This window comes from Rhodoferax koreense (assembly GCF_001955695.1).
Classification (GTDB): Bacteria; Pseudomonadota; Gammaproteobacteria; order Burkholderiales; family Burkholderiaceae_C; genus Rhodoferax_B; species Rhodoferax_B koreensis.
The window spans coordinates 2429086-2451599 of the sequence record NZ_CP019236.1; the positions used below are offsets into that span (position 1 = coordinate 2429086).

At 66.4% G+C, this 22514-nt stretch carries 21 protein-coding genes, 3 tRNA genes and 1 pseudogene; 14 read left to right on the top strand and 11 right to left on the bottom strand.

What is annotated here, in order from left to right:
* Positions 1-72: 72 nt before the first annotated feature.
* Positions 73-1353, top strand: a complete 1281-nt coding sequence (locus RD110_RS11500) for a branched-chain amino acid ABC transporter substrate-binding protein (protein WP_076199574.1) — start codon at positions 73-75, stop codon at positions 1351-1353.
* 3 nt (positions 1354-1356) lie between these two features.
* Here RD110_RS11500 and RD110_RS11505 read toward each other — a convergent pair whose 3' ends face one another.
* Positions 1357-1602 carry a hypothetical protein gene (locus tag RD110_RS11505; protein WP_076199576.1) on the bottom strand — a complete coding sequence of 82 codons (246 nt, stop codon included), beginning with the start codon at positions 1600-1602 and terminating at the stop codon, positions 1357-1359.
* Between the two features lie 116 nt (positions 1603-1718).
* Here RD110_RS11505 and RD110_RS11510 point away from each other — a divergent pair, with 116 nt between their 5' ends.
* From RD110_RS11510 to RD110_RS11530, 5 genes are all read left to right on the top strand, one after another.
* Positions 1719-2888 carry a pyridoxal phosphate-dependent aminotransferase gene (locus RD110_RS11510; RefSeq protein ID WP_076199578.1) on the top strand — a complete coding sequence of 390 codons (1170 nt, stop codon included), beginning with the start codon at positions 1719-1721 and terminating at the stop codon, positions 2886-2888.
* 135 nt (positions 2889-3023) lie between these two features.
* A tRNA-Gly gene (locus RD110_RS11515) sits at positions 3024-3099 on the top strand.
* 81 nt (positions 3100-3180) lie between these two features.
* Positions 3181-3254 (top strand) — tRNA-Cys (locus tag RD110_RS11520).
* Between the two features lie 75 nt (positions 3255-3329).
* Positions 3330-3422: transfer RNA gene (locus RD110_RS11525), tRNA-Leu, on the top strand.
* Positions 3423-3481: 59 nt separating this feature from the next.
* Positions 3482-4120, top strand: a complete 639-nt coding sequence (locus RD110_RS11530; protein WP_076199581.1) for a DUF6806 family protein — start codon at positions 3482-3484, stop codon at positions 4118-4120.
* 18 nt (positions 4121-4138) lie between these two features.
* Here RD110_RS11530 and RD110_RS11535 read toward each other — a convergent pair whose 3' ends face one another.
* The 3 genes from RD110_RS11535 to RD110_RS11545 all read right to left on the bottom strand — a co-directional run bounded on the left by RD110_RS11535 (position 4139) and on the right by RD110_RS11545 (position 8233).
* Entirely contained in the window at positions 4139-5644 is a 1506-nt protein-coding gene (locus RD110_RS11535; RefSeq protein WP_076199583.1) for a sensor domain-containing diguanylate cyclase, read from the bottom strand.
* Positions 5645-5854: 210 nt separating this feature from the next.
* Positions 5855-6652: a glutamate racemase gene (murI, locus tag RD110_RS11540; protein WP_076199585.1), complete on the bottom strand. Its 798-nt coding sequence runs from the start codon at positions 6650-6652 to the stop codon at positions 5855-5857.
* Positions 6653-6679: 27 nt separating this feature from the next.
* Positions 6680-8233: a fumarate hydratase gene (locus RD110_RS11545; protein WP_076199587.1), complete on the bottom strand. Its 1554-nt coding sequence runs from the start codon at positions 8231-8233 to the stop codon at positions 6680-6682.
* Between the two features lie 170 nt (positions 8234-8403).
* Between RD110_RS11545 and RD110_RS11550 the strand changes: the two genes are divergently transcribed.
* From RD110_RS11550 to RD110_RS27455, 4 genes and pseudogenes are all read left to right on the top strand, one after another.
* A complete protein-coding gene (locus tag RD110_RS11550; RefSeq protein WP_076199589.1) occupies positions 8404-9942 on the top strand; it encodes a methyl-accepting chemotaxis protein in 1539 nt (512 codons plus the stop codon).
* 246 nt (positions 9943-10188) lie between these two features.
* Complete coding sequence (locus tag RD110_RS28555) at positions 10189-10419, top strand: MCP four helix bundle domain-containing protein (protein ID WP_239467220.1); 231 nt, start codon at positions 10189-10191, stop codon at positions 10417-10419.
* The gene (locus tag RD110_RS27450; protein ID WP_083686221.1) at positions 10401-10874 is read left to right on the top strand and encodes an MCP four helix bundle domain-containing protein; all 474 of its coding nucleotides are present in this window, start codon (positions 10401-10403) and stop codon (positions 10872-10874) included. Before RD110_RS28555 ends, RD110_RS27450 begins: the two co-directional genes overlap by 19 nt.
* Positions 10829-11473 (top strand): annotated as a pseudogene (locus RD110_RS27455) (methyl-accepting chemotaxis protein); the annotation flags it as partial. The gene RD110_RS27450 and the pseudogene RD110_RS27455, both read left to right, overlap by 46 nt.
* Positions 11474-11637: 164 nt before the next feature.
* On the opposite strand, the gene RD110_RS11570 reads toward RD110_RS27455, so the two are convergent.
* The 3 genes from RD110_RS11570 to RD110_RS11580 are packed head-to-tail and all read right to left on the bottom strand — an operon-like array spanning position 11638 to position 13898.
* Positions 11638-12360 (bottom strand): amino acid ABC transporter ATP-binding protein, encoded by a 723-nt coding sequence (locus tag RD110_RS11570; protein WP_076204827.1) that lies wholly within the window; start codon positions 12358-12360, stop codon positions 11638-11640.
* Positions 12347-13114 (bottom strand): amino acid ABC transporter permease, encoded by a 768-nt coding sequence (locus tag RD110_RS11575; RefSeq protein WP_076199595.1) that lies wholly within the window; start codon positions 13112-13114, stop codon positions 12347-12349. Before RD110_RS11575 ends, RD110_RS11570 begins: the two co-directional genes overlap by 14 nt.
* A 7-nt stretch (positions 13115-13121) precedes the next feature.
* A complete protein-coding gene (locus RD110_RS11580; RefSeq protein ID WP_076199597.1) occupies positions 13122-13898 on the bottom strand; it encodes a basic amino acid ABC transporter substrate-binding protein in 777 nt (258 codons plus the stop codon).
* 178 nt (positions 13899-14076) lie between these two features.
* On the opposite strand from RD110_RS11580, the gene fumC reads away from it, so the two are divergent.
* Positions 14077-15474: a class II fumarate hydratase gene (fumC, locus tag RD110_RS11585; protein ID WP_076199599.1), complete on the top strand. Its 1398-nt coding sequence runs from the start codon at positions 14077-14079 to the stop codon at positions 15472-15474.
* A 75-nt stretch (positions 15475-15549) separates the two neighbouring features.
* Here the strand turns inward: fumC and RD110_RS11590 are convergent, their stop codons facing one another.
* Genes RD110_RS11590 through RD110_RS11600 form a run of 3 tightly spaced genes read right to left on the bottom strand, consistent with a single transcriptional unit; the run spans position 15550 to position 18127 of the window.
* Positions 15550-15963, bottom strand: coding sequence for an RNA-binding S4 domain-containing protein (locus RD110_RS11590; protein ID WP_076199601.1), 414 nt, complete (start codon positions 15961-15963; stop codon positions 15550-15552).
* Positions 15963-17438 carry a sensor histidine kinase gene (locus RD110_RS11595; protein WP_083686222.1) on the bottom strand — a complete coding sequence of 492 codons (1476 nt, stop codon included), beginning with the start codon at positions 17436-17438 and terminating at the stop codon, positions 15963-15965. The genes RD110_RS11590 and RD110_RS11595 overlap by 1 nt, the downstream gene beginning before the upstream one ends.
* Complete coding sequence (locus RD110_RS11600; protein WP_076199603.1) at positions 17435-18127, bottom strand: response regulator; 693 nt, start codon at positions 18125-18127, stop codon at positions 17435-17437. Before RD110_RS11600 ends, RD110_RS11595 begins: the two co-directional genes overlap by 4 nt.
* 111 nt (positions 18128-18238) lie before the next feature.
* Between RD110_RS11600 and RD110_RS11605 the strand changes: the two genes are divergently transcribed.
* The 3 genes from RD110_RS11605 to RD110_RS11615 all read left to right on the top strand — a co-directional run bounded on the left by RD110_RS11605 (position 18239) and on the right by RD110_RS11615 (position 21407).
* A complete protein-coding gene (locus tag RD110_RS11605; protein WP_076199605.1) occupies positions 18239-19201 on the top strand; it encodes a tripartite tricarboxylate transporter substrate binding protein in 963 nt (320 codons plus the stop codon).
* Between the two features lie 171 nt (positions 19202-19372).
* Positions 19373-19891, top strand: a complete 519-nt coding sequence (locus RD110_RS11610; RefSeq protein ID WP_076199607.1) for a tripartite tricarboxylate transporter TctB family protein — start codon at positions 19373-19375, stop codon at positions 19889-19891.
* A gap of 1 nt (position 19892) precedes the next feature.
* Positions 19893-21407 (top strand): tripartite tricarboxylate transporter permease, encoded by a 1515-nt coding sequence (locus tag RD110_RS11615; protein ID WP_076199609.1) that lies wholly within the window; start codon positions 19893-19895, stop codon positions 21405-21407.
* A 159-nt stretch (positions 21408-21566) separates the two neighbouring features.
* Here the strand turns inward: RD110_RS11615 and RD110_RS11620 are convergent, their stop codons facing one another.
* The gene (locus RD110_RS11620) at positions 21567-22325 is read right to left on the bottom strand and encodes a 3-hydroxyacyl-CoA dehydrogenase (RefSeq protein WP_076199611.1); all 759 of its coding nucleotides are present in this window, start codon (positions 22323-22325) and stop codon (positions 21567-21569) included.
* Positions 22326-22514 lie beyond the last annotated feature (189 nt).

Sequence of the window (22514 nt, forward strand, 5' to 3'; positions counted from 1 at the left end):
CGCGGCTTTCACAGCGATCGCCGCATGGAACCTATCTGTGCCCAGCCCGTTGTTTTTCAAGAGAATTTTCCCATGTTTAAGTTTCGTCGGCAGGTCTTGAAATCCCTGGTTGCGGTGTTATCTGCCCCGGCTTTGGCCCGCGCCCAGGTCGCTGGCGCGCCGATCAGGATCGCCATGATCGAAAGCATGAGCGGCCCGTTCGCCAACACCGGCGAAGCCGTCTTTCGCAACCTCTATTGGGCCGTGGAACGCGTGAATGCGCGCGGCGGGGTGAAGCTGCCCGCATCGAGCGGCGGCAGCAGGCCGCTCGTGCTCGACAAATACGACAACAAGGGCCAGAACGAAGAGGCGCTATCGGCGCTGCGCGCGGCCATCGACGACGGCGCGCGCTTCGTGGTGCAGGGCAACAACTCGGCCACCGCCGCGGCGCTGATCGACGCCATCAACAAGCACAACGAACGCGAGCCGGCCAGGCGCGTGATCTTCCTCAACTACTCGGCCACCGATCCGATCCTGACCAACGAGAAATGCAGCTATTGGCATTTCCGTTTCGATGCCCATGCCGACATGCGCATGGCCGCGTTGATGGAAGTGATCAAGGAGGACCAGGCGATCTCCAGCGTCTACCTGCTGGGGCAGGACTACAGCTTCGGGCAGGCCGTGCTGCGGGAGGCGAAGGTGCAACTCGCGGCGCAACGGCCCGATGTGAAGATCGTCGGCGACGAGCTGCATCCACTGGGCCGGGTGAAGGATTTCCTGCCGTACGCCACCAAGATCAAGGCCAGCGGCGCGCAGGCCGTGATCACCGGCAACTGGGGCAACGACCTCACGCTGCTGGTCAAGGCCGCGAAGGAAGTCGGGTTCGAAGGCAAGTTCTACACGTTCTACGGCAACGCGCTCGGCGCACCCGCCGCCATCGGCGACGCGGGCCTGGGCAAGGTCGTCGCGGTGGCGGACTGGCTGCCCAACGTGCCCGGCACGGCCAGCGAAGGTTTCTACCAGTCGTTCCGCCAGCGGTTCCCGAAACCGGCCGACGACTACGTGCACATGCGCATGCAGCTGCTGATCGAAGCGTTGGCGCAGTCCATCGAGAAGGCCGCGAGCCTCGACGCGGTGGCCGTTGCCGCGCAGCTCGAGCGGGCGCAGGTGAGCCTGGGCGGGCAGACCGGCCACATGCGGGCCGCGGACCACCAGTTCCAGCAGCCGCTGGTGGTGGCCGTGATGGACCGGCAAGGTGCGCCTGGCGTGAAGTTCGACGTCGAGGGCTCGGGCTACGGCTTTCGCGTGATCAAGCAGATCAGCGCCTCGCGGGCCGAGCAACCTTCCACCTGCAAGATGGTGCGACCGGCCTGACGCTCAACCCGTGTAGCCCAGGCAGGCGCCTGCATTCGCGCGGCCCTTGCATTCGCGCAGCAGGCGCCTGTCGCGTTCGGCCGTGCTCTCCTCGCCGCCCTTGATGAACTTCGGCGCCTTGCCGCCGGGCTTCTTTGCCTTCACGGTTTTCGCGGCGGCGGGCTTTTCTTTTTTCACGCCGGCGTCGGCGGCGTTCGCGGCATTGGCCAGCAGGGCGCAGACCATCAGGGCGGCAAGGGTGGGGCGCATGGCATCTCCTCTCTGAGCAAGGCTGAACCGGGAATCGGACCCGACCTGCATCGTCCGTTACGATCCAGGGCTCCAGCACGACCGTTCAGCCCCTCGTTTCTACTCCGATCCCCACCATGCGCCAAGCCATCCAGAACCTCGAAGAATCCAAGATCCGTGAAGTCGCCAATGCCGGCATCGGGCGCAGTGACGTGTTGCCTTTCTGGTTCGGCGAAAGCGACGAGGTCACGCCCGATTTCATCCGCCAGGCCGCCATCGATTCGCTGCAAAGAGGCGAGACCTTCTATTCGCACAACCTCGGGATGCCCGAGCTGCGCCAGGCCGTCGCCACCTACATGAGTGCCCACCATGCGGCCATCGGTGCCGAACGCATCGCCATCACCTCGGGCGGCGTGAACGCCCTGATGCTGGCAATCCAGATGCTGGTGAACCCGGGCGACGAGGTCGTGGCCGTCACGCCCGTCTGGCCCAACCTCACGGCGCAGCCGGTCATCATGAGCGCGCGGCTGCGTTGCGTGCCGCTGCGGCCCGTCACCAGCGGCGCCGCGCAGGGCGCCTGGGCGCTCGACATGGACCAGCTGCTCGAAGCGGTGACGTCCAACACCAAGCTGCTGATCATCAACGCGCCTAACAATCCCACGGGCTGGACGCTCACGCGCGAGGAGCAGCAGGCCATCGTGGACCATTGCCGCACCACCGGCACGTGGATCCTGTCCGACGAAGTCTACGAACGCCTCTATTACGAGCCCACCGCAAACGGCTGCGCGCCGAGTTTCCTCGACGTGACCACGCCCGATGATCGGCTGGTGGTGGTGCACAGCTTCTCGAAGAGCTTCCTGATGACGGGCTGGCGCCTGGGCTGGCTGGTGATGCCCGCGGCCATGACCCACGACATGGGCAAACTCATCGAGTTCAACACCTCCTGCGCCAGCGTGTTCACGCAGCGCGCGGGCATCGTGGCGCTCGAACGCACGCTCGAAGTCACGCCGCGTGTGGTGGCCCATCTCAAGACCTGCAGGGACACGCTGGTGCCGCTGCTGCAGGCGTTGCCGGGCGTACAGGTCGCACCGGCCAAGGGCGGCATGTATGCGTTCTTCAAGCTTGCGGGGCACGACGACTCTCTCGTCACGGCCAAACGGCTGGTGGTGGAGGCCGGTCTCGGGCTCGCGCCAGGCAACGCCTTTGCACCCGAAGCCCAGGGCTGGCTGCGTTGGTGCTTTGCATCCAGGGATGTGCAGCGTCTGGCAGATGGGGTCGATCGGCTCAAAAAGTGGGCTATAATCTGAGGCTTGCCGCGGCACACCAAAGGCTGCGGCAAAGGTTCGAATCGGTACTTCATTGAAGTGGGTTCGGATCAGCGCCGAAGGATGGTGGCACTGGATTCCAACGAAAATAAAGTGCTATAATTCGAGGCTTGAAATGCGGGAGTAGCTCAGTTGGTAGAGCGCAACCTTGCCAAGGTTGAGGTCGAGAGTTCGAGACTCTTCTCCCGCTCCAGATACAGAAAAGGGAAGCCGCAAGCTTCCCTTTTTTCTTGAAGGGTGAAGGAAGATATTTCCGGAGCTTTCGGAAAATTCCGGCGCGATAACAAAGCGGTTATGTAACGGATTGCAAATCCGTCTAGCCCGGTTCGACTCCGGGTCGCGCCTCCAGACTCAACAGCCCCGTCGACCAACGCGTTGCCGGGGCTGTTTTTTTGATTGTTATGCTGCGCCTTTGCGCACGACGCCTCGATGGTGAAATTGGTAGACACAGCGGACTTAAAATCCGCCGCTTACCCGTGAGGGGGCGTACCGGTTCGACCCCGGTTCGAGGCACCACCTGTAAAGCTTCTGGGGCGCGGATGTCCAACCCACCCAAAAGCGCCTAATATCTGAACATGGCACGCTACAACGCCCCCTTTGAGATTCATGTGCACGGCCAGGTGCTTTTGCGCGCGGACGTGACTTTCGAACAGATCCAGGACGCCCTCAAGCCGCTGTGGAAATACGCCGGGGCACGCTCCCTGGCCGACGGCGCCCAGAGTTCCTACGAGGAAGAGCCGGGCATCAAGTTCGATGCGCCCGAGCACACGCTGCAGATGTGCTGGACCGTCCCTGGCGACGAGGACTTCAAGCAGTCGCTCGACGAGATGTGCATGATGCTCAACGAACTCGCGGCCCAGGGCGCGCCGATCGAGGTCACCTTCTACGACGCCGACTTCGATGAGGACGACGAGGAAGGCGACGAGGAGTCGCGCGACGACTTCCTGATGCTGTTCGTCGGCCCCACGCCCGCGGCCATCATGCAGGCCCAGCGCGACCTGCTGGTGCAGGACGTGATCAACATGATGGAGCGCCACTTCGATGGTGCCGAGCTCGGCGGCGTGGTCTCCGAGATCGACAAGCTGTTCGCCCAGCGCTTCGAGACGCTGGTGAACTCGCTCGAACTCGGCAAGCCCCCGCGCGGCCCCGGCGGTTCTGGCGGCCCAGGCGGCTCGGGCCACGGCGGCGGACGCCGACCGCGTCACCTGCACTGAGCGCCGAGGCGCCGGGCGTTACGCAGGGCCGGCCATCGCCACGCGGTTGCGGCCCGCGCGCTTGGCGGCATACAGTGCATCGTCCGCTTCCTTGACGAATTGATCGATGCTGATCTCCTGCGCCAGGATGCGTGAGGCCACGCCGATGCTGACGGTATTCGACGTCTCGCCCGGGGCGCCGGCTGGATGCGCCTCGACGGCGGCGCGGATGCCCTCGGCCACCTGCATCGCACCCTGGGCATCGGTGTCCGGCAGCACTACCGCAAACTCTTCACCGCCATAACGTGCCGCCAGGTCGCAAGGGCGATGCAGCACGCCCTGGATGACGCGTGCAAGCCGCGACAGCACCAGATCGCCGCTGCGGTGACCATAACGGTCGTTGAACGCCTTGAAGTGATCGACGTCGATCATCAGCAGCGACAGCGGCGCCGTGTTGCGGGCCGAAAGCCGGCTCTGACTCTCCAGCACCTCGTCCAGATGGCGGCGGTTGGCCAGGCCGGTCAACCCGTCTGTCAATGACAGCGCCGTCAGCTTCCTTTCGTTGGCGCGCCGCTGCTGCAACTCGCGCAACATCAGCCAGACCACGCCGATCACACCCAGGCACAAGGCCAGGGTCATGGCGCCGATCACCGTGGCGGCACGGCTCCATTGGGCATAGGCTTCGTCGGCCGACAGCGCCACGACGAGGATCAAGGGCAGGTCGCCCAGCCGCGCAAACGTATAGAACCGCCCCTGTCGGTCCAGGTTCGACTGTCCCAGGAAACTGCCTTCGCCCTCTCGCAGAATGCGCTGGAAATTGGGGTACTGGCTGAAGTCCTGCCCCACCGGCACCGGCTCGCCGCTCGGGCCGCGGCGTGCCATCAGGATGCCGTCTGTGCGCAGGAGATTGATCGCCCCCTTGGCGCCGATCTGCAGCGGCGCGAACAGCTGGTCGAAATAGGCCACGCGCATGCCGCCGACGATGATGCCGTCGAAACGGCCCTTGGTATCGGACACCCGGCGGCTGAAGGTGATGCGCCAGTCCTGGTCGTTCATGCGGCCCCTGATCGGGCGGCCGATCTGCAAGCCCAGGTCGGTGTCGTTCCGGTGTTTGAGAAAGTAGTCGCGATCCGCGAAGTTGCGCTGGCGCGGCACCGGATAGGCGGAGTCCGCGATCACGTCGCCCGTGGCGTTCAGGCGCAGCAGGCCGCCCATGAAGCGGGTCGTGGCCACGCGCGCGAATTTCAGGGCGTGCTCGGTCTCGGGCGGCAGGTCGGGCGCTCGCGGGATTTTTTCGGCGGCGATGACGCCCTGGATCGCCAGGTCGTACAGCTCGGTGTTGCGGCGGATGTCCGCCTCGATCAGCTGGATCAGGTTGGAGGCCGACCGCTGGGCGGCCAGGGTGGCGTCGTCGCGCAGCGTGGACAGCAGCAGGCCGACGATGACCAGGATCGCCGCCACGCCCACCCCACCGCTGGCGATGAGCACTTTTTCCGCGGAGAAAAATCGGGTTGGAAACTTGTGCTGTAGGGTGTTCTTCTGCATGGCGGTCGGGTGTCCACACAGGGCGGAGCGGCGGCTTTCTTGCGCAGGATTTTAATGAGCGGTCCAGGGCGGCAGCCATTGCGCACGGCCCGTGCACCCCGGTCGGCCGCGATCCGCATGGTCGCTTCGGCGCCGTCGTGGTGGCCCGCTTCAAGGGCGACGCCGCTGCATGGCCCACCGCGCCTGCGCGCCGACGCGGTCTGATGAGCCTCAGGTCGCTGCCACCTCACCGTCGATTCCGAGCCAGCGACGGGCGGCGGCGTGAAGCCGTGCCCCGTCGCCGGTGCTCAGCAGCACCAGCGCGCCGGCCTCGCGCGGCGGCTGGGCCAGCGCGCCGTGCGCCTGCAGCAGGTTGCGGGTCTGCCTGGCGACGGGCGCACCGGTGTCGATCAGGTGCACCTCGTGGCCAAGCAGCTTCTCCAGGTGCGCGCGGGCGAAGGGATAGTGCGTGCAACCCAGCACCAGCGTGTCGATCTCGCCGGCCTGTGTGCCGAAGCGGCCCATCGCGGCGGCATGTTGCGTGCAGAGTTCGGCGGTCCGGCGCGGGTCATCCGTCTCGATCGCCTGCGCCAGGCCGTCGCAGGCCTGCAGCACGAATTCGGCCTCGCCGGCGAGCGAGTCCAGCAGGATCTGGAAACGGGTGCTGGCCAGCGTGCCGCGGGTGGCCATGACGCCGATGCGTCGCGTGCGGCTCTGGCGGGCGGCCGGTTTCAGCGCCGGCTCCATGCCGACGATGGGCAGGTCCGGATGGGCGGCACGCAGCGCGTGGATCGCCGCGGCCGTGGCGGTGTTGCAGGCCACCACCAGTGCCTTGATGCCGTGCTGCAGCCGCAGCCGGTTCGCCACCGACAGGGCTCGCTGCACCACGAAGGCTTCCGCACGTTCGCCATAGGGCGCGTGGGCGCTGTCGGCGAGGTAGACCATGTCTTCGCGCGGCAGTTCGTCGCGCAAGGCGCGCAGCACGCTCAGTCCGCCGATGCCGCTGTCGAAGATGCCAATGGGCTGCATGACGGTGGCTCGGCGGTTTCGCCGGGTTCAGGCCGAGGCCAGCTCGATGCCCTTGAACTCGCCGGTGGCGATGCGCTGCTTCCATTCGGCCGGGCCGGTGTTGTGGGCGCTGGTGCCGCCCGCGTCCACCGCCACGGTGACCGGCATGTCCACCACGTCGAACTCGTAGATGGCTTCCATGCCGAGGTCGGCGAAGCCCACCACCTTGGCCTTCTTGATGGCCTTGCTGACCAGGTAGGCGGCGCCGCCCACGGCCATCAGATACGCGCTCTTGTGCTTCTTGATGGCCTCGATGGCCACCGGGCCGCGCTCGGACTTGCCGATCATCGAGATCAGGCCGGTCTCGGCCAGCATCATCTCGGTGAAGCCGTCCATGCGGGTGGCGGTGGTCGGGCCGGCCGGGCCGACGGCCTCGTCCTTCACGGGGTCGACCGGTCCGACGTAGTAGATCACGCGGTTGGTGAAGTCCACCGGCAGCTTCTCGCCCTTGGCCAGCATGTCCTTGATGCGCTTGTGCGCGGCATCGCGGCCGGTGAGCATCTTGCCGTTCAGCAGCAGCGTGTCACCCGGCTTCCAGCTCGCCACCTCGGCCTTGGTCAGGCTGTCGAGGTCGACGCGCCGGCTCTTGTTGTAGTCGGGCGTCCAGTTCACGTTGGGCCACAGGTCCAGGCTCGGCGGGTCGAGGTAGACCGGGCCGGAGCCATCCATCACGAAGTGCGCGTGACGCGTGGCCGCGCAGTTCGGGATCATGGCCACAGGCTTGCTCGCGGCATGTGTGGGGTACATCTTGATCTTCACGTCGAGCACGGTGGTCAGGCCGCCCAGGCCCTGCGCGCCGATGCCCAGGGCATTGACCTTGTGGTACAGCTCGAGCCGCATCTCTTCGACGCGGTCCAGCTTCTCGCCACGCGACGACTTGGCCTGTAGCTCGTACATGTCGAGGTCGTCCATCAGGCTTTCCTTGGCCAGCAGCACCGCCTTCTCGGCCGTGCCGCCGATGCCGATGCCGAGCATGCCCGGCGGGCACCAACCGGCGCCCATGGTGGGCACGGTCTTGAGCACCCAGTCGACCACGGAGTCGCCGGGGTTGAGCATGATCATCTTGCTCTTGTTCTCGCTGCCGCCGCCCTTGGCCGCCACGGTGATGTCCAGTTTGTCGCCGGGCACGATCTGCGTGAAGATCACCGCGGGCGTGTTGTCCTTGGTGTTCTTGCGGTCGAATTCGGGGTCGGCCACCACCGATGCACGCAGCGTGTTGTCCGGATGGTTGTAGCCGCGGCGCACGCCTTCGTTGATCGTGTCTTCCAGGCCGGCGCTGAAGCCGTCGAAACGCACGTCCATGCCCACTTTCAGGAACACGTTGACGATGCCGGTGTCCTGGCAGATCGGCCGTTGTCCGGTCGCGCTCATCTTGCTGTTGGTCAGGATCTGCGCGATCGCGTCCTTGGCCGCCGGGCTCTGCTCGCGCGCATAGGCACGGGCCAGGTGGGCGATGTAGTCGGTGGGATGGTAGTAGCTGATGTACTGCAGCGCCGCTGCGACCGATTCGATCAGATCTTCCTGCTTGATGTACGTGGTCATGGTTCGTCGTGGAGTTTTGTGATGGAAAACCCCTAATTATCGCCGGGGCATGCCGCCTTCCGGCCAATTCGATTGCGGATGCGACCGTTCTTGTGTGCAGATGCGCATACGACACTGCATAATCGACTGAATCATTTTGTAACTAAGAATCAACAGGAGACGTTTCCGTCATGTCATTTGCCAATCTGAAGGTCAGCACACGGCTGAGCGCGGGCTTCGGTTGCATGTTCCTGCTCATGGCGATGCTCATCGCGATCGGCCTGACCCGCCTGGCGAGCCTGGACGACGCGCAGCGCGAAATCGTGGAGCAGAACTGGGCCAAGGCCGATGCGGCCAGTGCCATCGCCGGCGCCAGCCGGATGGCCTCCGAGCGGGTGATGGGCCAGTTGCTTGGCCCCGAGGCTTCGGCTGGCCCGGCCGGTCTGCCCACCGAACGCAGGGCGCTGGACGACGCCATGGGTCTGCTGTCGAGCGCGCCGATGTCCGAGCCCGAGAAGGCGCTGTACGGCCAGCTGAGGGCGGCGCATGCCGCGTATGACGCTTCGCTGACCAGGCTGGGGCAGCGCCTGTCGCAGGCCGACGGCCGCGATGCCGCGGCGAAGGCGATGCTCGCTGAAACCTTGCCCGCGCTGACCACGTTGCAGGGCCATGCGACGGCGTTTGCCAGCCTGGAAAAACGCCTCGCCGCAGACCGCATCCGGCTCGAGGAGGACCGCATCTCGGCCGCGCGTCTCGAGATGCTGGCCATCGGCGCTCTGGCGCTGCTGACCTGCGCGCTGTTCGTCTACGGCCTGGTGCGCAGCATCGTGCACCCGCTCGACGAGGCCATCTATATCGCCGAGACGGTGGCCGCCGGCGACCTGAGCCAGGACTTCGCCACCGAACGCGGCGGCGAATTCGGCCGGCTGCTGGCCGCGCTGGGCACCATGGAGGACACACTGACCGACGTGGTCGGCCGCATCAAGTCGTCGACCGACACCATCACCGTCGCCTCGAAGGACATCGCCGCGGGCAACACGAACCTGTCGCAGCGCACCGAGGCGCAGGCGCACGCGCTGGAACAGACCGCCTCGAGCATGGAGCAACTCACCGCCACGGTGAAGCAGACGGCGGACCGCGCGCGCTCGGCCAGCGGGCTGGCGGTCAATGCCGCAGGCGTGGCCGAACGCGGCGGCGCGGTGGTGGGCGAGGTGGTGTCGACGATGACCGCCATCAGCGCCAGCTCCAGGCGCATCGTCGACATCATCGAAGTCATCGAAGGCATCGCCTTCCAGACCAACATCCTGGCGCTGAACGCCGCGGTCGAAGCCGCGCGCGCCGGCGAGCAGGGCCGTGGCTTCGCCGTGGTCGCCGCCGAGGTCCGCAGCCTGGCCCAGCGCAGCGCGGATGCCGCGAAGGAGATCAAGGGCCTGATCGGCGATTCGGTTCAGCAGGTGGAAAGTGGCTCAACGCTGGTCGAGCAGGCCGGGCGCACCATGCACGACATCGTGCATTCGGTGCAGGGCGTCAGCGCCATGCTCGGCGAGATTTCCGACGCGACCGCACAGCAGAGCCAGGGCATCGAACACGTGAACCAGGCCGTGGTGCAGATGGAATCGGCCACGCAGCAGAACGCGGCGCTGGTGGAGGAGGCGGCATCGGCGGCCACGGCGCTGGCGGTGCAGACGCAGGAGCTGCAGACGGTGGTGGACGGCTTCAAGCTCGATTGACCGCAGCCCCTCCATGGTGCCGGTTGCCTGTTTTCGCACGTGCCGAAGCAACGGCCGATCGATGGTGGTGCATTGGCCATCCCGCATGGGTGGCCATCGGCACTGTCGTGAGGGGACGCCGATCTGATGAACAAAGGCGTTCCCAAGTTTCCCCCGTTCGGACGGAGGCAGGCTGGGCACGCCTTTCTTGTTTTGTGACCCCATCGGCGCCAACCGATGTCTCGCCGGCCTACTTCTTGGAGCGTTATGACCTTCTCTTTCACCAACATCCGCGTCGGCACCCGGTTGAGGCTGGCCTTTGGGCTGATTCTGCGGCTATTGGGCGGCATTGTGCTGGTTTCCATCAGCGACATGAGGAGGGCGGGCGCGAACACCGACGACATCGTGAATCGGGCCTGGGTGCGGCCGAGGCGGCTGCGCCGATCAATGGCACGACGCGCGCCAATGCGCGCCGGACCATGGAACTCTTCTTCGTGACCACGCCGGAAGAAAGGAGCCGCATCCTGGGCGTCATCGACCAGAACAAGGCCACCATCACCGACGCGCTGAACGAACTCGATCGGCTGGTCGATTCCGACGCGGACAAGGCCGTGCTTGCGGAACTGAAGGCCGCGCGCGGCCGCTACGTAGCTTCGTTCACCCGCGTGGCGCAGCAGTTGGGTGAAGGACAGCGCGATACCGCCGCGCAGACGTTGAAGATGGAACCCCTGCCGGCCATCGACGGGCTGCAAGGCCATGTCGACGCCTTGAACGAGTCGCAGCGCCGGCAAGCCCGCGACCGTGGTGCCGCCGTTCAAAGCCAGATCTCGGAGGCCGTGCGCCGGGTGATCTGCCTCGGCCTGGTGTGTCTGGCTGCCGGCATCTTGCTTGCGTCGCGGACTCGCTTTCGATCGTTCGCCCGGTCTCCGCGGCAGTCGCTTCCGCGAACCTGATCGCAGAGGCCGACCTGAGCCAGGCGGTGGTGGCCGAAGGACAGGACGAGGCCGGACAGATGCTGCGTTCGATGCATACCATGCAGCAGGGGTTGCGCGAACTGGTGCTGTCGGTCAGGGCCGGTGTCGGACCGGTGTCGCTGGCCTCGGCAGAGATCGCGACGGCCAACAACGACCTCAGCGCGCGCACCGAATCGCAAGCCAGCGCGCTGCAGCAGACCGCGGCCTCGATGGAAGAACTGGGTGGCACGGTGCAGCACAACGCCGACAGCGCACGAGAAGGCAATCTGCTCGCGACCGAGGCGTCGGCCATGGCAGCACGCGGCGGTGAAGTGGTGCAACAGGTGGTTGCCACGATGCGCGAGATCGACGAGAGCTCCACACAGATTGCCGACATCATCGGTGTCATCGACGGCATCGCCTTCCAGACGAACATCCTCGCACTGAATGCTGCGGTGGAGGCAGCGTGAGCCGGCGAGCAGGGGCGTGGCCGTGCCGTCGTGGCCAGCGAAGTGCGCAGTCTGGCCCAGCGCAGCGCGGAGGCGGCGAAACAGATCCAGGCCTTGATCATGGAAAGCGTGCAGCGCGTGGAGCGTGGCGGCGCAAACCGCTGCGGCGGCCTCCAGCCTGAATGACCAGGCGCAGCAGTTGGTGGTGGCGGTGTCGCGCTTCCGGCTGGATGCCGCGGCCGACGTCGCCCCGGGCCATGCGCGCTCGTTGCCCCGGTCGCTCGCACGGTCTGCTAAAGGCGGCTGACCCCTGGCTACAGGATCTTGCTCAGGAAGCGGCGCGTGCGTTCTTCCTTCGGGCTGTCGAACAGCGCGCTTGGCGTGCCCTGCTCGACCACCAGGCCTTCGTCCAGGAACAGCACGCGGTCGGCCACCTGCCGCGCGAAGCCCATCTCGTGGGTGACGACCACCATCGTCATGCCTTCCTCCGCCAGCGCCTGCATCACGGCTAGCACCTCTCCCACCATTTCCGGATCGAGCGCGGAAGTCGGCTCGTCGAACAGCATGATGCGCGGTTGCATGGCGAGCGCGCGGGCGATCGCCACGCGCTGCTGCTGGCCGCCGGAGAGCTGGTTGGGGTAGGCGTCGATCTTGTCGAGCAGGCCCACCTTCGACAGCAGTGCGCTGGCACGCGCGCGCGCCTCGGCGTCGCCGAGCTTGCGCACCTTGCTCGGCGCGAGGGTAATGTTCTCCAGCACGGTCTTGTGCGGAAACAGGTTGAAGCGCTGGAACACCATGCCGATTTCGGCGCGCAAGGCGTCGATGTCGGTCTTGGGATCAAGCACCGACACACCGTTGACCAGCACCGTGCCGCCGGATGCCTCTTCCAGCGCGTTCAGGCAGCGCAGGAAGGTGCTCTTGCCCGAGCCGGACGGACCGATCACGCACACCACTTCGGAGGCGTCGATCTCGCAGTCGATGCCGCGCAACACCGGCGCGGCGCCGAACCGCTTGGTCAGGCCTTCAACGCGAATCACCACGGCCATAACGGGTCTCCAGTTTTTTGATGCCGTAGGCCAGGCCCAGCGTCAGCATCCAGTACATCAGGGAAATGGTCAGGTACGGCTCCCAGTAACGCGAATAGGCGCCGGCCACGGTGCGCGCGGCATAGGCCAGCTCGGCCAGGCCGATGGCGGAGATCAGCGACGAGTCCTTCAGCAGGGAGATGGCGTTGTTGCCCAGCGGCGGCAGCATGCGGCGAAACGCCTGCGGCAGCACCACGTGGAACATGGTGCGGCGAAACGACATGCCCAGCGAGCGCGACGCCTCCACCTGGCCCTTGTCGATGGACTGGATGCCGGCGCGGAAGATCTCGGAGATGTAGGCGCCGGCGTTCAGGGTGAGCGCCACGATGCCCGAGACAAAGGCGCCGTAGTTCTGCTTGATGCTGCGCGCGGTATCGCCCGAGATCAGCAGGCCGTCCGCCGGGTTGATGAACAGCGGCAGCACCGCGAAGTGGATCAGCAGGATCTGCACGAACAGCGGCGTGCCGCGGAAGAAGCTCACGTAGACCGTGGAAGGCCAGCGCAGCAGGTATTTGCAGAGCTGGCGTGCCGGTGCGTGGCGTGCCTCGGCCACCCGCGCCATGCCGATCGCCAGGCCCAGGCAGGTGCCCTGGACGATGCAGATCAACGTGACCGCGATGGTCATCTGCAGGCCGCGCCAGAACAGCTCGGCGTATTCCGCAATGATGTCGGCGCGGAACCAGCCGAACCAGAGGATGGGTTCCATTGCGCCGTTATTGCGCCGGCAACACGGGCGCGTCGCCCTGGAACCACTTCTTGTAGATGGCGGCATAGCTGCCGTCGGCCTTGATGGCGGCCAGCCCGGCGTTCAGCTTGTCCAGCAGCGCCTTGTTGCCCTGCTTGACCACGATGCCGAAATATTCCTTGGGGAAGGCCGGGTCGTTCACCGTCTTCAACTGCTTGTGTTCCTGCACGCGGAAGGCGATCACGCCGTTGTCGCCGATGGCGGCATCCAGGCCGCTGTTGGCCAGTTCGGCAATCACCACCGGCGTGCTTTCGAAGCGGCGGATGTCGGGGTTCGTCTTGCCGAATTCGCGCGACGCGGTGTCGTCGCCGCTGCTGCCGGTGACCACGCCGATCTTCTTGCCGGCCAGGTCCTTCAGCGACTTGGCGGTGCTGGTCTGCGGCACCGCGATCAGCTGGCGGGCCTCGAAGTAAGGCATGGTGAAGTCATAGGACTGCTTGCGCTTGTCGTTGATCGTCACGCCCGAGATGACCAGGTCCACGTCGCCGTTGTTCAGCGCCGCGAAGATGCCGGTGAAGGGCGTGTTGACGATCTTGATCGACAGGCCGGCCTTCTGCGCCACGGCCTTGATGATGTCCACGTCGTAGCCGACGATCTCCTTGGTCGGGCTTTCGTAGGCGAACGGCCGGTAGGTGGCGCTGGAGCCGACGATCAGCTCCTTGTTCTGCGCCTGTGCACTGCCGGCGGTGCCGAGGGCGATGGCGACGAAGCCGAGCGAAGCGGCGATCCTGTGGATGAGTTGCATGGGAAGGGTCTCAGGTTGGATTGGAGTGGGCGTATTGTCGTATCCGACGGGCACGATTTCGGGTCAGCGGGCGCCGATTTCGCGCGGCGCGCCCGCAGCATGGGCTTTCCCGCGGTGCGGACCGGGCGAAGTTGAGAATTGCTATTATTTGCGGCTCACTCAGAAGCAGGCACATTCCATGACCACCCGTACGAACACCCGCGTCGAGCGCGACACCTTCGGCCCGATCGAAGTCCCGGCCCACCAGCTGTGGGGCGCGCAGACGCAGCGCTCGCTGCAGAACTTCGACATCTCCGGCGAACGGCAGCCGCGCGAGATCATCAAGGCGCTGGCCCAGGTGAAACGCGCTTCCGCCGTGGTCAACCGGGCGCTGGGCCTGCAGGATGCGAAGAAGACCCAGGCCATCGTCGACGCGGCCGACGAAGTCATCGCCGGCCAGCATCCGACCGAATTCCCCCTGGTGGTGTGGCAGACCGGCTCGGGCACGCAGAGCAACATGAACGTCAACGAGGTGCTGGCCAACCGCGCGAGTGAGTTGCTCGGCGGCGAACGCGGCGAAGGCCGGCTGGTGCATCCGAACGACGACGTCAACCGCAGCCAGTCGAGCAACGACGTGTTTCCCACCGCCATGCACGTCGCCGCGGTCGAGGCACTGACCAACCGGCTACTGCCGGCGATCGCCAAGCTGCGCGGCACGCTGGCGCAGAAGGCCAAAGATTTCGACGGCATCGTGAAGATCGGCCGTACCCACCTGCAGGATGCCACGCCGCTCACGCTGGGCCAGGAATTCTCGGGCTACGTGGCCCAACTTGACCACGGCGAAAAACATGTGCGCGCGGCCTTGCCGCATCTGTGCGAGCTGGCACTCGGCGGCACCGCCGTGGGCACCGGCCTGAACGCGCCCAAAGGGTATGCCGAACAGGCCGCGGCCGAACTCGCGCGCCTGACCGGCCTGCCTTTCGTCACCGCGCCGAACAAGTTCGAGGCCTTGGCCAGCTGCGATGCGCTGGTGCACGCCCACGGCGCCCTGAAGACGCTGGCCGCCAGCATGATGAAGATCGCCAACGACGTGCGCTGGCTCGCCAGCGGCCCGCGCAGCGGCATCGGCGAACTCAGCATTCCCGAGAACGAGCCCGGCTCTTCGATCATGCCCGGCAAGGTCAACCCGACGCAGAGCGAGGCCGTCACCATGCTGGCCGCGCAGGTCTTCGGCAACGACGTGGCCATCAACTTCGGCGGTGCCTCGGGCAATTTCGAGCTCAACGTGTTCCGCCCCATGGTGGCGCACAACTTCCTGCAGAGCGTGCGCCTGCTGGCCGACGGCATGGTGAGCTTCAACGACCACTGCGCCGTCGGCATCGAGCCCAACCGTGAGCGCATCACCGAACTGGTGGACCGCTCGCTGATGCTGGTGACGGCGCTCAACACCCACATCGGCTACGACAAGGCCGCATTCATTGCGAAGAAGGCGCACAAGGAAGGTAGCAGCCTGCGCGAGGCGGCCGTGGCCTCGGGACATGTGACGGGAGAGCAGTTCGACCAGTGGGTCGTGCCGGGCAACATGGTGGGCCAATGACCGCATTCATCGCCGTCCGCGCGGAGCGGGGAAGTGGCGAAGTGGAGAACGGCGAACCGCAGGTCGGCCGACGCCTCAATCCTTGATCGACGCGCTCCAGCGCTGGCCCCACGGGTCGCCGGCGTTGTCCAACTCGCGCCGCTGGCGCTTGGTGGGCCGGCCGCGGTCGATGCTGAGCGCGGGCTCTGGCGCCAGCCGGCGTTGCTCGGCGGCTTTGGTGCGGGCGGCCAGGCTGTCAGGCGTTTCCTCGTAGAGCGCCTGCGCCACCGGCGCCGGTCCGCGCGAGCCGCTGATGCCGCGAACCGTCACGGTGCGGATGCTCGGGCCCTGGCGCAGTGTGACGAGTTCACCCGCATGCACCTCGCGCGCCGGCTTCACGTCCTGTCCATTCACCTGGACCCGGCCCTTGCCGATCTCCTCGGTGGCCAGGGTGCGGGTCTTGTAGAAGCGCGCGGCCCAGAGCCATTTGTCGATTCTGATTTTTTCCATCAGGGCTGATTCTGACCGATCGCCGGCGCGGGCAGGTCAACCCGCGCCTGCAGGCCCGCGATGCGGCCATGGTCTTCGCGGTTGTCGAGCGCGATGCGGCCGCCCAGCGCCTGCACGATCTCGAAACAGATGGCCAGGCCCAGGCCGGAGCCGTGGCGCACGTCGCCCGCCGAAAACGGCTGGAACAGGCGCTGGGCCAGCTCGGCCGTGATGCCGGGCCCGCTGTCGGTAACGGCCAGGCCGACGCCGTCGCCATCGGCACCCACGTCCACCGACAGCAGGCCGCCTTGCGGCGTGTGCTTGATCGCGTTGTGGATCAGGTTGCGCGCGAGTTCGCGCAGCATCCAGTCGTGGGCGCGCACCGGCGCGGGCCGGGTGGCGATCTCGAAATCGATGTCCTTCTCGGCCAGCAGCGGCGAAAGATCGATGGCCACTTCGCGCACCACGGCCGACCAGTCCAGCACCGGCGCGTCGGCCTGCAGGCGCAGTTGCTCGACCTTGGCCAGGTTCAGCATCTGGTTGGCCAGGGCCGTGGCGCGGTCCACGGTGTCGTTGATCTCCGAGAGCGCCTGGCGTGGCGCCACATCGTCGCGCAGGGCCGACTGCACCTGGGTCTTGAGCACGGCAAGCGGTGTGCGCAACTGGTGGGCGGCGTCCCGCACGAAGCGCTTCTGGTGGTCGAGCAGGCGCTGCAGCCGCTGCATCACGTCGTTGGTGGCGTCCACCAGCGGCAGCAGTTCACGCGGCGCGTCGCGCGCGGCGAGGCGGGTCAGGTCGCCCTCGGCGCGGCTCTGCAGTTCCTCGCTGAGGCGGCGCACCGGCCTGGTGGCGCGCTGCACCACGATCACCACCACCAGCGCGATCAGCAGCACCAGTGCCGCCTGGCGCCACAGCGTGTCGAGCAGGATCTGCCGGGCCAGCGTCTGGCGCAGCGCCAGCGTCTCGGCCACCTGCACCACGGCCATGCCGCGGCCGTTGGCGCTGGCCACCGGCTGCAGCAGTACGGCCACGCGCACCGGCTCGCCGCGGAACTCGCCGTTGTAGAAGTCAACCAGCGCCGAATAGGCCGGTTGCTGCGGAATGCGGCCGCGCCAGAACGGCAGCTCGGCAAAGCCCGAGACCATCTCCCCGTCGAGACTGGACACGCGGTAGTACATGCGGCTTTCGTTGTCGGCCTCGAAGGCTTCGAGCGCGGCGTAGGGCACGGTGGCGCGCAGCACCGAGAGCTTGTCGTAGCCGGTCACGTCGAGCTGCTCGCCGATCGATTTGGCCGAGGCCAGCAGCGAGCGGTCGTAGGCGATGTCGACCGCGCGCTTGGCCTGCTCGTACACGCTGAAGGCATTGATGCCGACGAACAGGATCACCGGCACCAGGATGCCCAGCAGCAGGTAGCGCCGCAGTGACAAGGCCTCGACCTGGCCGGAAGAACCATCGCGCCGGCGCACGCCGCCGATACGGGCCCGGCCTTGCTTCATTCATTGGCCTTCAGCAGATAGCCGAGGCCGCGTAGCGTCATCAGCGTGACGCCGGTGTGGGCGAGCTTCTTGCGCAGCCGGTAGACCACCACCTCGATGGCCTCGTACTGCACGTCCTGCTCGCCGGGGAACACCAGTTCGAAAAGCCGTTCCTTGGTGACCGCATGGCCGGGCTTGGCCATCAGCGTCTGCAGCAGCGCCAGCTCGCGCGGGCTGAGTTCCAGGACCTGGTCGCGGAAGTAGATGGCGCCGCTATCTTTTTCGCAGCGCAGTTCGCCCACCAGCAAAGCGCTTGGGCCCGGCAGCGTCTCGGCCTCCAGTGCCAGGCTCGTGCTGCGCCGCACCAGGGCGCGCAGCCGCGCTTCGAGTTCTTCCAGGTCGAAAGGCTTGGGCAGGTAGTCGTCGGCGCCGGCGTTCAGGCCGAGGATGCGGTCGCCCACCGTGCCGCGCGCGGTGAGGATCAGCACCGGGGTGCGCAGGCCTTGCCGGCGTGCCGCATCGAGCACCTGCAGGCCGTCCATGCCCGGCAGCGACAGGTCGAGCATGACCACGTCGGGCGGCGCGTCCAGCCAGCTCTGCAGGGCCACGCGGCCGTCGCCACAGGCCTGCACGGCGAAGCCGCGCCGGCTCAGGGCGCGTTGCAGCGTGGTTTGCATGGCGGGATCGTCTTCGACAAGCAGCAATTTCATGGTGGGGTCCTCGGCCGCGACATTAGCATTTCCCCTAATGCGTTCCGACAGCCGTTTGACAGCCACCGTCGGCATGATCGACAGGTTGCTTTCAAACAGGAGACTGATCCCATGCGTCGCGATACCTTCCTCAAATCCCTGGCGGCCCTGGCCGCGGCCGGCGCGCTGCCGATGTCGGCCCGCGCCGCCGGTGCCAACGTGAAGATGATGATCCCGGCCAATCCGGGCGGCGGCTGGGACACGACCGGCCGCGCGCTGGGCAAGGCGCTCACCGAGTCCAAGGTGGCCGACACCGTCACCTACGACAACAAGGGCGGCGCGGCCGGCGCGCTGGGCCTGGCCCAGTTCGTCAACGGCTCCAAAGGCGATCCCAATGCCATGATGGTCATGGGCGCCGTCATGCTCGGCGGCATCATCACCGGCAAGCCGCCGGTGAGCCTGTCGCAGGCCACGCCGATCGCGCGCATCACCAGCGAATACAACGTCTTCGTGCTGCCGTCGAATTCGCCGTTCAAGAACATGGCCGAGGTCGTGGCACAGCTGAAGAAGGACCCGGGCAGCGTCAAGTGGGGCGGCGGTTCGCGCGGCTCCACCGAACACGTGGCCGCGGCCATGATCGCGCAGAAGGTCGGCGCCGATCCTTCGAAGATCAACTACGTGGCCTTCCGCGGCGGCGGCGAAGCCACGGCGGCCATCCTGGGCGGCAACGTCACCATCGGCGGCAGCGGCTACAGTGAATTCGCCGAATACATCGCCGCGGGCAAGATGAAGGCCATCGCCGTCACCTCCGAGCAGCGCCTGCCGGGCATCAACGTGCCCACGCTGAAGGAGCAGGGCATCGACGTGGTGATCGGCAACTGGCGCGGCGTGTACGGCGCGCCCGGCATCACCGATGCGCAGAAGAAGGCGCTGACCGACATGCTGCTGACCGCGCTCAAGTCGCCGGCCTGGGCCGAGGCCGTGAAGAAAAACGACTGGACCCCGGCCGTGCTGACCGGCGATGCCTTCGCCAAGTTCGTCGACGACGATTTCGCCAGCCTGCGCGCCATCATGGTCAAGTCCGGAATGATCTGAGGAACTGGGCTCGCCCCCAAGTCGCTCGCTTCGTGTAGCTCCTCCCCCTGCAGGGGGCGCAACCTGCGGCCCGGCGAAGCCGGTTCCGCAGTCGTTCTGGAATGGATGCCGGCACTTCTGCAACCACGTGCTGAGCCTGTCGAAGTACCTTTCGTCTTGCTGGACATAATCATGACAACTACCCCAGAAACCAATGCCGTCTGGCCACAGACCCTTGTCGGCATCGGTGTGCTGCTGACCGGGCTGGCGCTCGGCTTTGGCGCCATCAGCATCTCTTCCGAGGCCGGCTACGGCGGCGTCGGCCCCAATTTCCTGCCGTGGTTGATCTCGGTCGTGCTGACCATCTGCGGCCTGTTCATCCTCTGGGAGGCGCGCAGCGGCGGCTTTCGCGAACTCGACGCGCCATCGGGTGCGGAACACGCGTACTGGCCGGGCTTCGTCTGGGTCTCGGCCGGCCTGCTGCTCAACGCCGCGTTGATCACCACGCTCGGCTTCATCCTGAGTTGCACCCTGTGTTATGTGCTCGCCGTGCAGGGCCTGCGCCGTGCCGCGGGCCAGGCCTGCGGTGCGCCGCGCGTGTGGATCGTCGACACCATCGCCGGTGTGTTGATCGCCGCGCCGGTGTTCTGGATGTTCACGCAATTCCTTGCAATCAATTTGCCTGGCTTGACCAACAGCGGGTGGCTCTGACATGGAAATCTTCAACGCACTGATGACCGGCTTCGCCGCCGCGATCACCCCCGTCAACCTGTTGTGGTGCCTGGTGGGCTGCGCGCTCGGCACGGCCGTCGGCGTGTTGCCTGGCATCGGCCCCGCCACTGCGGTGGCCATGCTGTTGCCGATCACCGCCAAAGTCGACATCACCGCCTCGATGATCTTCTTCTCGGGCATCTACTACGGCGCCATGTACGGCGGCTCGACCACGTCCATCCTGCTGAACACGCCCGGGGAGACGGCCAGCATGGTCACGGCCATGGAAGGCAACAAGATGGCCAAGAGCGGGCGTGCGGGCGCGGCGCTGGCCACGGCGGCCATCGGCTCGTTCGTGGCGGGCACCATCGCCACCGTGGTGGTCACGATGTTCGCGCCCATGGTGGCGGAATTCGCCGTGAAGCTCGGCCCGCCCGAATACTTCCTGCTGATGTTGCTGGCCTTCACCACGGTGAGTGCGGTGCTGGGCAAGAGCACGCTGCGCGGCATGACCGCGCTGTTCATCGGCCTGGCCGCCGGCTGTGTCGGGCTCGACCAGATCTCCGGCCAGGGCCGCTACACCGGCGGCGTACCGGAGCTGCTCGACGGCATCGAGATCGTGCTGGTGGCCGTGGGCCTGTTCGCGGTGGCCGAGGTGCTGTACGCGGTGCTCTACGAAGGCCGGGTCGTCGAAGGCCAGAACAAGCTCAGCCGCGTGCACATGAGCGCGCGTGACTGGAAGCGCTCCGTTCCGGCCTGGCTGCGCGGCACGGTGATTGGCACGCCGTTCGGCTGCATCCCGGCCGGCGGCACGGAGATCCCGACCTTTCTGAGCTATGCGGTCGAGAAGAAGCTCGTCAAGGACCCGAAGGACAAGGCCGAATTCGGCACCACCGGCGCCATCGAAGGCGTGGCCGGCCCCGAGGCCGCGAACAACGCCACCGTGACGGCCGCGCTGATCCCGCTGCTCACGCTCGGCATTCCGACCAGCAACACCACGGCCATCCTGCTCGGCGCGTTCCAGAACTACGGCATCCAGCCGGGCCCGCAGCTGTTCACCAGTTCGGCCGCGCTGGTGTGGGCGCTGATCGCCTCGCTCTACATCGGCAACGTGATGCTCTTGGTGCTGAACCTGCCGATGGTCGGCCTGTGGGTCAAGCTGCTGAAGATCCCCAAGCCGCAGCTCTACGCCGGCATCCTGATCTTCGCCACCGTCGGTGCCTACGGCATGCGCCAGAGCGCTTTCGACCTGTTCCTGTTGTACGCCATCGGCCTGCTGGGCGTGGTGATGCGCCGCTTCGACTTCCCGACCGCACCGGTGGTGGTCGGCATGATCCTCGGCCCGCTGGCCGAAGCCCAGCTGCGCAACGCCATGTCGATCGGTGAGGGCAGCGCAGCGGTGTTCTTCCAGCGCCCGATGTCGATCACCCTGGTGGTCATCGTGCTGGCCGTGCTGATCCTGCCACGCTTGTTCAAGCACATGAGCGAGCGCAAGGCGCGGCTCGCGGGCGTGTAGGCGGAACGGCGCTACAACAATCAAGGGGCCTGCTTTTGCAGGCCTTTTGCTTTTGGGGAGGCGCCACGCCGTTCGCCCTGAGCCTGTCGAAGGACCCTCCGTTCCCGGCCATCCTGCGCTCGTCGAAGCACGACAGGCTCAGCCCGGACGGTGCGATGATCAGCGCGGCGCCAGGCGGATCGCGCCGTCGAGGCGGATGACTTCGCCGTTGAGCATGTCGTTCTCGATGATGTGCTTGGCCAGCTTCGCATAGTCCTGCGGCGTGCCCAGGCGCGACGGGAAGGGCACGTTCGCGGCGAGCGCATCCTGCACTTCCTGCGGCATGCCGAACAGCATCGGCGTGCCGAAGATGCCCGGCGCAATCGTCATGTTGCGGATGCCCGAGCGCGCCAGGTCGCGTGCGATCGGCAAGGTCATGCCGACCACGCCGCCCTTGGACGCGGCATAGGCCGCCTGGCCGATCTGGCCGTCGTAGGCCGCCACCGAGGCGGTGGAGATCAACACGCCGCGTTCGCCCGTCGCCTCGGGCTCGTTCTTCGCCATGGCTTCGGCAGCCAGGCGAATCATGTTGAAGCTGCCGATCAGGTTCACGGTGACGGTCTTGCCGAACAGCGCCAGCCCATGCGCCCCGTTCTTGCCCACGGTCTTCTCGGCCGGCGCGATGCCGGCGCAGTTGACCAGGCCCATGAGTTTGCCCAGCGAGACCGCCTTGGCCACCACGGCCTGGCCGTCGGCCTCCTGGCTGACGTCGCAGCGCACGAAGGCTCCGCCGATCTCGCGCGCGACGGCCTCGCCCTTGTCGGCCTGCATGTCGGCGATCACCACCGTGGCGCCGCTGGCGGCCAGCATGCGCGCCGTGCCTTCGCCCAATCCGGATGCGCCACCGGTGACGATGAAAACCTTGCCTGCAATGTCCATATGTTGCTCCTGGTGTTGTGTTGAATCTTCCAAAATTCAGGACAAACAAAGTCCCGTTCGAGCTGAGCCTGTCGAAGCCCTTGGCTGCAGCAAGCAGGCACTTCGACAAGCTCAGTGCGAACGGGCTGGGTTGTCCTGCATTGAAGCAAGATCGCTAAGTTGACGTTGACGTAAACGTCAATTATGGCG